We start from the raw sequence: 8,957 nt of genomic DNA on the forward strand, positions 1-8,957 counted from the left end.
ACGACGGTCACCAGTGTTCCTCCGGCGCGAATCAGGCCTGCGGACCGATGCTGGATGTCGCCGCCGATGACATCGAACACCAGATCGACGCCGCCGACGTCTTCCATCGCGTCGTTGTCGAGGTCGACGAACTCCTGCGCGCCGAAGTCGAGCGCCTTCTGACGGTCGGCAGCGCGCCCTGTACCGATGACATACGCGCCAGCCTCGCGCGCGAGTTGCGTCACCATCGTCCCGACTGCGCCGGCCGCGCCGTGCGCGAGGACACTCTGCCCCGCCTGAAGGCGGCCGTGCTCGAACAGCCCTTGCCACGCGGTCAGGCCCGAGATTGGCAGGCTCGCGCCCATCGTGAAGTCGACGTCGCCCGGCAACGGCGCGAGGTTGCGTGCCTCGACGGCCACGTACTCCGCCAGGGTGCCGTCGCGATGCCAGTCGGTGATGCCGAACACCCGCTGTCCGACAGACAGACCGGTCGTGCCGTACCCGAGAGCGGTGACCACTCCGGCCACCTCGTGCCCGGGGATCGACGGTGTCCGGTCACGGTCGAGGCGATCGGTCCAGGTTGAGGGCCACGCCATCTCAGTCGGGACGAATCCCGACGCATGAACCTGAACAACGACGTCGTTTATCGCTGCCGACGGCTCGGGCCGCTCCACTAACGTCATCCCGGCCGTTCCCGCAGCCCGGTCCGTGACCACGATCGCCTTCATCCGGCACCTGCCTTTGCCCGGGCCTCGCCTGCACGGCATTTTCGGTTCACCAGTGTTAGTGGCACCAGACCTCGGCATGAGAACTGTCCGGACACGTAGATCGTGTCACCGTGCCGCACGGCCTGTGCCGACTAGCCATGGTTACGCCCGGTGTTCACCCAGGTCGCGGACCAGTCCAGTGACGTCGTCCGGTACGAGTTGTCCGATGGCTCCGTAGACGCTGATGGCCACGTACCCGGTCGGGTCGAGCACAAACTCGGTCGACTGCAGGTAGACGGGATCAGGTGCTCGGCCCGACGGGCCGGCGGGGCTGGCGGCGGCGATTCGGCAGTGGGAACGACACTGCGGTGCCGAGTTGGTGGCCTGCTGGACGACGATGTTGCAGTTCGTCGTCGCCCGGCCGCCGACGCTCGGTCCAGACGCATGGCGGCTTGCCAAGCAGCTCAAGGCGGTCGGTGGCAATCTCCAGATGCCGCCGTGGGCGCTCGCGCTCGCCGTGACCCGCAGCGACGCGTGGTTCCTGCACGACCGTCCGTGAACGCGCTCAACCTGCTGCTCTCGGCGAGCCCGTAGACGACACCTCGCCCGACGAGCAGTCCCACGACAGTCCAGCGGACTGATCGCGGCTATGAGCGGAAGCTGGCTGGGTCGTTCCTACGGTTGGTTCAGGCGAGGAAGCGTCTCATGGGCCTGGCATGGTCGTCGGTTGTCCAGCCAGAATCCATAGTCGCGGAGATCCGCTTCGAGCCCGTTGTCCAGGTACTGGGCGAAATCTCGTAGCCCTGCCGCGTTGTCCCGCTCGTCAGCCCGCTCACTGGAAGACCACCGGCGCTGCACGCCGTCGACCCAGGCGGTCAGCCGGCAGTTGAGGACTGAATACGGCGGCGCCGAATTCGCTAGTCGGGTAAGAGAACGTACTGGTCGTGTGCCAATGACAGATCCAGCTCCACCAGCCGCCGTAGGGTCTCCGATGTGTACGTGATGGCGGCGGTGGACACATGAGGTTCACCATCGACGGTGTCGCGGTCGCCGTGCATGGTGACGACCACCATGATGCCGGCGCGCATGCCCATGGTGCGGCAGGCCGTGTGGATGCCGTCGGTGTATGGCTCGATGGCGTCCAGCAGGGGAACAACGATGTCTTCGGTGATGTAGTTGTGCGCCTCTGGCTGCTCGTACTTCCAGCTGCTGAATCGACGCGGTCTCGAGGTTCCCGATACCGGATGTGGGCCGCCGGAGCGCCATGTCGTGGTCGGCTGAAGCCCAACCAGCCTCGTAACCTCGTCGGGGTCGAACGACATCAGAGCTAGATCGCCGGAGGTGAACGGCGGTCCGGTCACATCGACGTTCCGTTCCAGATACAGGTATGCACGCTGGACGCACCTGGGCGAGAAATCGGTGCTGCGCTCATCGTCCATCATCGGCGTAGACAGTAGCGCGGAGTCACATCGCGTGCCTCGCCATACCTACCAGGGGAGCGTCGGCGGCGCCATGAATTCCGCATGTCGACCGCTCAGGGGCTTGGAGACGAAGGTATGGGCTACTTCGGCGCTTTCTTGTTCGACGGGCAGTCCTGGACGGAGGCAGACGCTGGGGAATGCGCCGAGCCGGACGCCGATCTCTGGCTCCACGTCGACATCCACGACAGCGATATCGCCACGATCACCTATCGCCCTACTGGGCCTGGTGTGGGGTGACCTACCTCGGCTATACGCCCCGCACGTACTTCGAAGACCCGGCTGCGTCAGCCGCAGCGGACACATGCCGAGAGGCGGCGGGCCTGGCGGCTTGGCGGGCGAGCCGACAGGGCGGCGCAACGGACGGGGACCGCGCCGCAACGGCGGCGACCCTCCAGCCTTATCTCGCCGAGGATCTCTCCGAAGACGTCGGAGCCGACGATCTCGATCGGGAGGACGTTGACGACGCCGACGTCTTCGTCGAAGCCGAGGCGAACCGCTTCTTCGCCGCATTGGGCATTCCGCCTCTGCGTAGCACTGACTGACCGCGGTCGTTGCCCGCATTGGCGGCCGTGCCCGCCGCACACGTTATCCGGGCCGGGCTGTCCGGACCGCGACAGATGATCGGCGCGGGGCCTGCTGGTCAAAGCCGGCCGGTGAGACGGCACCGGCGCCGGACGACGGGAGGTGGCCCGCCGGCCGGCACCGGACGGATGTGAGTGGTTGACTGACTAGGAGATGGTCACCGAGTCGATGTTGGCGGCGCCGCCTGCGGTGGTGCCGGTGACCCGGATGGTGTTGGTGCCTGCGGTCAGGGGCACCGAGATGGACGCGGTGGCCCAGGTGTCCCAGTTGGCGGTGATCGGGAAGTTCAGCGTGCCGCGTGAGGTGCCGTTGACCGAGATGGTCGCGGGCCGCGCAGCGCTGGTGCCGTCGGAGTACCGGAAGGTCAGGGTCTTGGTGCCGGCGGTGGCCGCGGTGACCGGGATGTCGACGTACGCGCCAACTGCGTTGGCCGTATTGGCGAAGCCGGTACCGGTGAAGCCGAGGTGGTTGGAGTCGAATGTGCCACCGGCTGACAGCGTGCCGGTCTCCGCCTCGAATGTGCTACCGGTCGGCGGCGGAGTCGTGGGCGGTGTGCCCCCCAGGCTTGCGCCGAGGCTGTCCAGGGCCGTCTGGACCTTGGCCTGGATGTTGTCGTTCAGGTTGGCGTTGGTGCCGTTCACGACCCAGGACGAGCCGGAGAACATCACCACGGTTACGCCGTTGTCAACGCCACCGGTGGTGCCGCTGCTGGGGATGCCGAGCAGTTGGGCCGCCTTCACGGACCCCTCGCCCAGTTCGCGGGAGTCGTTGTCCGAGGTGGTCTGGTTGTTCGCGGTCTGCGTGTCGCCGAAGATCGCGCCGATGCACTTGCCGTTGTAGAACATCAGGGCGAACTGCCGGCCCGTCATGTTGTGTTCCTTGTAGAAGAAGTGCGGGCAGGGGGACGTGCGGTCCCAGCAGTCGTCGCCCAGCACGTAGAACGGCACGTGGTGCGCGCCCAGGGCCTTGCCGTTGCTGTCCGACCAGGTCGTCTCGCCCTGGTGGTCGGGGTCGGGATCGGGGTCGCTGCCGTCGGTGTCGATGGCCAGGCCGGAGGTGTAGGCGTAGACGCCCGGCGCGACCTGGTACACGTTTACGTTCTGGGCCCGCGTCATGGTGTTGATGTGGGGCTTGGAGTTGACCTTCTTCGCGGTCGTCATGTTCGCCTGGACGCCGGCCAGCACCTGGGCGGGCGTGAACGAGGTGGCGACAGCGGGGCCTGCCTTCACAGTGGTGGGCGTCGTGGCGGCGTCGGCGTTCCTGATGGCGAGCGGGATGGCGAGCGCGAGAACCGCGGCGGCTGCCACGGCGAGGCGCGTACGGGTCGGTGACATGGGTCGGCGGCCTCCATCTATCTGTTAGTCAGACTGATTAACAGATAGAAGCACTCGCGGCCCCCGCGCACAAGCATCTTTATGAGTCAATATCTCGCCGCGTTACACCTCGGGCGCCTCGCGAAGGAGTCGATCAACACGGGAGGCATCACCGACCTCAGATTGTGGAGAAAGTGCCGATTTCCGTGGGCTCGGACCGGCACGTGCTCATCGGCATCTTGGAAGCCTCGCCTTCGCCGAGCCTGCTACCCGCAGTGACGGGGGCTGACCGGCCGCGGCGCACCAACGGCGGTAGATGTGCGCGCATGCGTCGACAATGCGGCTGCGGATGGCTCTTGCGGGTGTTGCGTCAGCGCATCTGGCACAGCACCCGGACGTCGTCGGTAACGCCGGTGGCGACGTCGATCGGGTCCAGCGCCCAGCAGGGTTGATGATTTAGGTCGTTCGGGGCGAGCACCACCGTGTCGCTGCTGGCGCTGGTAACCGTTGGTGCGGGAGACGTTGGGGATGCCGCACCGGGCCGGCTCGCCTGGGCGGCGGGTGCGTCGGCGGCCGGTGACGCGCTAGTGTCCGGGTTGCCCGGGGCGCTGCTGGCGTCGAGGTAGGCCGGGCGGCCAGTGACGCGGTACCGGCCGGGGGCCAGCATGATCCGGAACCGGCCGTCACGCCCGGCGGTGGTGCTGGTGAAGCTGCCGTTGCCCGCTTTGAACCAGACCGTGCCGGCGACGCCGTGTTCGACGGGGGTCGCGTTCATCGTGAGCCTGCCGCCGGTCAGCATCAGCGTTCCGGTCACTGTGACGGTGGTCGGCGGGCCGGCGGGCTGCCCCGCAAGCACGGTGAGCGCGCCGACGGCGCCGAGCGTGAGCGCGACGGCGGCTGCGGCGCCGGCGTGGCGGCGCCGGGCTCGCCGGCGGTACACCCTGAGGACCTCGGCGAACGCGGGCGGGCGCGCGGGGTGCTGCCGCATTGCCGCCGCAGTCAGCAGGTCGGTGAGGTCAGGCATGGGTGATCTCCTCTCGCAGCCGGCCGGCCAGCGTGCGGCGGGCCCGGCTGAGTCGTGACTTCACGGTGCCGGGCGCCACACCCAACTGCTGGGCAATCTCGTCGACGCCCAGTTCCAGCAGGTGGTACATGACGATGGCCTGGCGCTGATGCACGGGCAGCGCACGCAGGGCCGAGACGACATCGACGCCGTCCGCGGTCGGGGCCGGTACGGCAGGCGCGGGCCCGTGGCGCAGGAGCGCACGCAGCGCATTGCGCGCCTTGCGCCGCCGGTTCGAGGCCAGCCGGAACGCCACGGTCCGGACCCAGACCTCGGGCGAGTCCAAGCGAGAGACCCGCTGCCAGCGGCCGAGCAGCCGCACGAACGCTTCCTGGACGCACTCCTCGGCCTCCGCGCGGCTCTCCGCGACGAGCGCCACAACACCGACGAGCCGGCTGTAGCACGCCGCATAGAGCTCGGCGACGTCGGCATCGGCAGGCGGGCAATGCTCCATACCTACACTCACCCCCCACGACGGCAGGTGGTTCCCGCGCATCCGAAATTCGTCCGCGGCGCCGTTCGGCAGACGTCACCGCAATTCGGCAGGACAGGAAGTCCTGACCTCGCCGTGCTGGTTACTCGTGGTGAGGCGCACGGGCTGGCCGCCGCGCACCAACGCGGCATGAGCGTGAACGTGATCACTGGGCCCGGCGGTGACAAATGCAGGCGAGGCGGCGTCTCTATGGGGTACTTTGGCTGTCCTGCGTCAAGCCGATCAAGGACATCGCCTCAGACATCGGCACCGTACGGCGCGATACAGCCGCGGGATCCTTGCCCTCCTTGGTCCACAGCGGTGGGAAGACGTTGATGGCCTGGTCGAGCCGGCACGCGCCGACCTCTTCGACCCAGCCCGGCCAACGCAGCGACTCGTAAAATCCGGTCATCGCACCACCGATCATGGCCGCGAGCCAGGCACCGTATCCCCGCTCGCAGTTCTCCCACCGCAACGTGTCCGGCGCCAGATACCAGATCGTCGGCGTGCCATCGGAGTCCGACATCCAGGCGAACTGACCGCCCAGCACGTCCTGCGCCACGATCATGCCGCCGGCAACGTTGTCGTTGACCTGGCTCAGACTGGCCAGGCGATGTTCGTCGCTGCCCGACCCGAAGACGCGCAGCCACCCATGCTCGAGCATCAGGCCGCCGCTACGGTGGACCACCGCCCCCAACCACGACCGCGTCGTCACCTGCAACAACCGGAGCTCCTCGTCGGCGCGCCGCGGGTCGACGGCGAGGACAACGACCGGATACGGCGCGGCGGCCACAGCCGCCTCGACCTCAGGCCAGGCCGGATCGACGGCATCAACCAGCTCCAACAGCGAGCGCACACTGGCACCCTACAAGCGACACGCATCGTGACGGCCTGGACCGGCCACCGCGCACCGGACGCGGCATAGCGGATACCGTGGCCAGTCAGGCTTTGACCTCCCCCTGCCACGTTTTGAGCGTCAGTATCTGGCCATCAAAGTCCAGCTCGACCGCTCGTGTCGGCGGATGCGCATTGCCCGCCGCGCCAGCGACGTAATGGAGCTTCACCAAAGTTGCAGTTGTCCGGGGACCTCGTCGCTGATGGAGTCCGGAAGCTGCCATAGCCGTACGGTGGTGTCCTGCCCCGTGGTAATCCAGCGGCCATGTCCATCGGTGGCGGCAATCGCATTCTGGGTCATGTCCCGGCTGTAGTCGGCGGTGGCCTGCCAGCGCAGGCTGCGGGTGGAGAGCAGGAGGTGTTCTTCGAAGTCGCTGGCGAAATCGTCGGTGTTGACCGCCGCCAGGACGAAGTCGTCGCTGACCAGCGCGGCGGCCTCCATGAGGCGGTAGTTGCCGTCGCAGTCGTACCCCGGGATGTTCTCGGAGTCGCAGGAGACCATGGCCATGCCGGTGGCAAGGTCACGGATGGTGATCTCGCGTACGTCGTGAGGTAGGGCCAGGTATCGCTCGCCGTTAGAGGTGAAGCCGTTGAGGAACTCGCCGGGAAGGTTCCGCCCGTGGATCCGTCCGTCCGCCAACCAGGCCAGGTGACTGAGCGGGGTGTCCTGTCCCGTGGCCACGTGCAACCCGATTCGCTTGCGGTCAGGGTGAGGCCAGAAGCCAGCCGCGCCCACCGAGGAGTCGAGCCTCGTGCTATATCGATCTTTTCGCCGGTGGCCGCGTCGTGAACAGCCAACTCGTCGCCGGCCGGCAGGTATACCCATAGAGCTCCTCGGACGTCGAGATGACAGTTCGGTTCGCACGGCAAGCCAGCGCGTGGGATCACATGCTCGCGTCTCCACAGCACTCGCCCACTGCGGTCACAGACAACGAGTTCGTCGAGCGTCACCGCGGCCAGGTGCCGTTCGCTAACACTTGCCACGAAGTGCTGCGCCGCCACAGGGACATCGACTCGCACGACGACGCTCAGGTCACCGTTCAGGATGGTCGCTGACCGACCAGCCGGATGAGTGACCAGCCAGCCGACCCCAGCAATGTGACTGATCCATCCCGACGGCGGGAGAACGACGTCGGCGATCATGGTGGGGCGCACCGCCGCAGGATAACGCTGGCCCTGCAGTTGAAGCCTTCAGGCTGGTCCGCGCCCTCGCGGGGCCGGTCACCAGGCCAGCATGATCATGTTTCCGCTCATCGGCCAGGACAGGAAGCCTTGGCCTCGCCGAGTCAGTCACCGTCCGCGGCGAGCACTGGCCGGCCGCCGCGCGCTCACGGCGGAGATGAGTGCGATGGCTTCCCCGGCTGGATTGGGACGGCCGTACGGTTCTGCTGGTTGGGACTTCGGTGGGGTTTCAATCGCCACTGTGTCCAAGGAAGTAGATGAATGCGGGGACTGCGCCGTCGTAGGCGATGAGGTACGCGCCTCGGTCACGGCCGAAGTCGTCAATCGCGTGGCGGCCGATAGCAGCCCCGACAGCCGCCACGCTCGGCCGTCGCGTACCGAAGATGTTGTCGAGGACGCCATCTGGGACCGGCGCCACGATACCGTCAGCCGGGACGGCGCCTACGCCGGTCATGTCGATGACCGAGTGCGTACCGGAAAACGGTTGGGACGCCAGCAACGTGTCCGGGTCGGTCACTTCGATCTGCGCGGCGTGCCAAGCCTCTCGGACGAACGAGTCGTCGGGCTCCCAACCCTCGTTGCGGAACTCATCCGGCAAGTTGTCTCTTACCGCGGCCATCTGCTGGACAACGTACTCTTCCTCAGTCATTGTCCGAGCCTCGGCGTCCTGCTCGGCGCGATAGAAGGAGCCCCGCTTGTAGGCGTCCTGTCGTGCGAGTCGAAGAGCCGCTTCAAGATCCTCTTGGTAGTCCGTTCGTGCGCTCCACGATGATGCACCCACACGAACCTCCACGTCGTCCCGTGACCACCTCGACGAGTGCAACCATAGAAGATGAGTCGCATACCGACGCACCTAAGGCGTGTTTCATAACCCAGTCATAGCCAGTCGTTGATGATGGCGATGGTCAGGACGGCTTGGAAGCGGACGGCCAGCTTGTCGTAGCGGGTGCCGACGCTGCGGTGGCGTTTGAGTCGGTTGATGCCGTTCTCGACGGCGTGGCGTAGCCGGTAGAGCTGTGGGTCGAAGTTCGGTGGGCGTCCGCCGCGGGAGCCTTTGGCTTTGCGGTGGGCGTCCTGATCGGTCTTGCTGGGGATGCAGGCCTTGATCCCCCGAGAACGTAGATATCTGCGGTTGCCGCGGCTGGTGTAGGCCTTGTCGGCCAGGACCAGCACCGGGCGGGTCCTGGCCCGGCCGGCGCCGAGTCTGCCGACTCGGATTCGGCGCAGGACGGGAATGAACTGCGGGCTGTCACCGCGGTGCCCGGCGGTGACGATCATCGCCAG

Annotated in this window: 12 protein-coding genes and 1 pseudogene; 3 read left to right on the forward strand and 10 right to left on the reverse strand. The window is 67.0% G+C overall.

Features of this window, described 5'->3' with window-relative positions; genetic code table 11:
- Together ABD352_RS29345 and ABD352_RS29350 are read right to left on the reverse strand one after the other, a co-directional pair.
- Positions 1–707, reverse strand: a 707-nt coding sequence (locus ABD352_RS29345) for an NADP-dependent oxidoreductase (RefSeq protein ID WP_344615746.1), incomplete at its 3' end; no start/stop codon positions are given.
- 141 nt (positions 708–848) lie between these two features.
- Positions 849–989, reverse strand: a pseudogene (locus tag ABD352_RS29350) (peroxiredoxin); the annotation flags it as partial.
- 28 nt (positions 990–1,017) lie between these two features.
- On the opposite strand from ABD352_RS29350, the gene ABD352_RS29355 reads away from it, so the two are divergent.
- Positions 1,018–1,245, forward strand: coding sequence for a DUF4253 domain-containing protein (locus ABD352_RS29355; RefSeq protein WP_344615757.1), 228 nt, complete (start codon positions 1,018–1,020; stop codon positions 1,243–1,245).
- A gap of 358 nt (positions 1,246–1,603) precedes the next feature.
- Here ABD352_RS29355 and ABD352_RS29360 read toward each other — a convergent pair whose 3' ends face one another.
- The gene (locus ABD352_RS29360; RefSeq protein WP_344615747.1) at positions 1,604–2,128 is read right to left on the reverse strand and encodes a DUF4279 domain-containing protein; all 525 of its coding nucleotides are present in this window, start codon (positions 2,126–2,128) and stop codon (positions 1,604–1,606) included.
- Positions 2,129–2,209: 81 nt separating this feature from the next.
- On the opposite strand from ABD352_RS29360, the gene ABD352_RS29365 reads away from it, so the two are divergent.
- Positions 2,210–2,404 carry a hypothetical protein gene (locus ABD352_RS29365; RefSeq protein ID WP_344615748.1) on the forward strand — a complete coding sequence of 65 codons (195 nt, stop codon included), beginning with the start codon at positions 2,210–2,212 and terminating at the stop codon, positions 2,402–2,404.
- Entirely contained in the window at positions 2,401–2,709 is a 309-nt protein-coding gene (locus ABD352_RS29370) for a hypothetical protein (RefSeq protein ID WP_344615749.1), read from the forward strand. Before ABD352_RS29365 ends, ABD352_RS29370 begins: the two co-directional genes overlap by 4 nt.
- Positions 2,710–2,895: 186 nt before the next feature.
- Here ABD352_RS29370 and ABD352_RS29375 read toward each other — a convergent pair whose 3' ends face one another.
- From ABD352_RS29375 to ABD352_RS29405, 7 genes are all read right to left on the reverse strand, one after another.
- Positions 2,896–4,083: a glycoside hydrolase family 75 protein gene (locus ABD352_RS29375; protein WP_344615750.1), complete on the reverse strand. Its 1,188-nt coding sequence runs from the start codon at positions 4,081–4,083 to the stop codon at positions 2,896–2,898.
- A 349-nt stretch (positions 4,084–4,432) separates the two neighbouring features.
- Positions 4,433–5,086 carry a hypothetical protein gene (locus ABD352_RS29380; protein WP_344615751.1) on the reverse strand — a complete coding sequence of 218 codons (654 nt, stop codon included), beginning with the start codon at positions 5,084–5,086 and terminating at the stop codon, positions 4,433–4,435.
- Complete coding sequence (locus tag ABD352_RS29385; protein WP_344615752.1) at positions 5,079–5,579, reverse strand: RNA polymerase sigma factor; 501 nt, start codon at positions 5,577–5,579, stop codon at positions 5,079–5,081. Before ABD352_RS29385 ends, ABD352_RS29380 begins: the two co-directional genes overlap by 8 nt.
- 226 nt (positions 5,580–5,805) lie before the next feature.
- On the reverse strand, positions 5,806–6,453 hold the full coding sequence (locus tag ABD352_RS29390; protein ID WP_344615753.1) for a DUF2625 family protein: 648 nt from the start codon (positions 6,451–6,453) through the stop codon (positions 5,806–5,808).
- A 204-nt stretch (positions 6,454–6,657) separates the two neighbouring features.
- Entirely contained in the window at positions 6,658–7,173 is a 516-nt protein-coding gene (locus ABD352_RS29395; RefSeq protein ID WP_344615754.1) for a hypothetical protein, read from the reverse strand.
- Positions 7,174–7,902: 729 nt separating this feature from the next.
- The gene (locus ABD352_RS29400) at positions 7,903–8,466 is read right to left on the reverse strand and encodes a hypothetical protein (RefSeq protein WP_344615755.1); all 564 of its coding nucleotides are present in this window, start codon (positions 8,464–8,466) and stop codon (positions 7,903–7,905) included.
- A gap of 83 nt (positions 8,467–8,549) precedes the next feature.
- A partial coding sequence (locus ABD352_RS29405; protein WP_344615756.1) for a transposase occupies positions 8,550–8,957 on the reverse strand: 408 nt, incomplete at its 5' end.

The organism is Dactylosporangium salmoneum (assembly GCF_039532525.1).
GTDB classification, from domain to species: Bacteria; Actinomycetota; Actinomycetes; order Mycobacteriales; family Micromonosporaceae; genus Dactylosporangium; species Dactylosporangium salmoneum.

Coding starts and splice junctions, on each gene's coding strand:
- ABD352_RS29360 (WP_344615747.1), bottom strand. CDS start 2,128: ATGATGGACGATGAGCGCAGCACCGATTTCTCGCCCAGGTGCGTCCAG.
- ABD352_RS29365 (WP_344615748.1), top strand. CDS start 2,210: ATGTCGACCGCTCAGGGGCTTGGAGACGAAGGTATGGGCTACTTCGGC.
- ABD352_RS29375 (WP_344615750.1), bottom strand. CDS start 4,083: ATGTCACCGACCCGTACGCGCCTCGCCGTGGCAGCCGCCGCGGTTCTC.
- ABD352_RS29380 (WP_344615751.1), bottom strand. CDS start 5,086: ATGCCTGACCTCACCGACCTGCTGACTGCGGCGGCAATGCGGCAGCAC.
- ABD352_RS29385 (WP_344615752.1), bottom strand. CDS start 5,579: ATGGAGCATTGCCCGCCTGCCGATGCCGACGTCGCCGAGCTCTATGCG.